The sequence below is a fragment of the Rossellomorea sp. RS05 genome (assembly GCF_039822645.1).
GTDB lineage: Bacteria > Bacillota > Bacilli > Bacillales > Bacillaceae_B > Rossellomorea > Rossellomorea marisflavi_B.
The window spans coordinates 1-280 of the sequence record NZ_JBDKWY010000032.1; the positions used below are offsets into that span (position 1 = coordinate 1).

Below are 280 nucleotides of genomic sequence, written 5' to 3' on the forward strand. Positions count from 1 at the left end.
ATCCACCGTGCGCCCTTATTAACTTAACCGAATTGGTTAAAAACCTAAAATGGCGATACTCGGTAATTTCTTGACTATCAATAAAACTTTATCTAGTTTTCAAAGAACAATATAGAAGATGGATTTAAACCATCAAAACTGAACAAAACTTCGACGTCGTCAAACGTTTAGTAAATCTTCCTTAGAAAGGAGGTGATCCAGCCGCACCTTCCGATACGGCTACCTTGTTACGACTTCACCCCAATCATCTGTCCCACCTTAGGCGGCTGGCTCCAAAAGG

General features: G+C 41.1%; 1 rRNA gene. It reads right to left on the bottom strand.

Features of this window, described 5'->3' with window-relative positions:
* Window positions 1-185: 185 nt before the first annotated feature.
* Window positions 186-280 (bottom strand): 16S ribosomal RNA (locus ABJ225_RS22335); the annotation flags it as partial.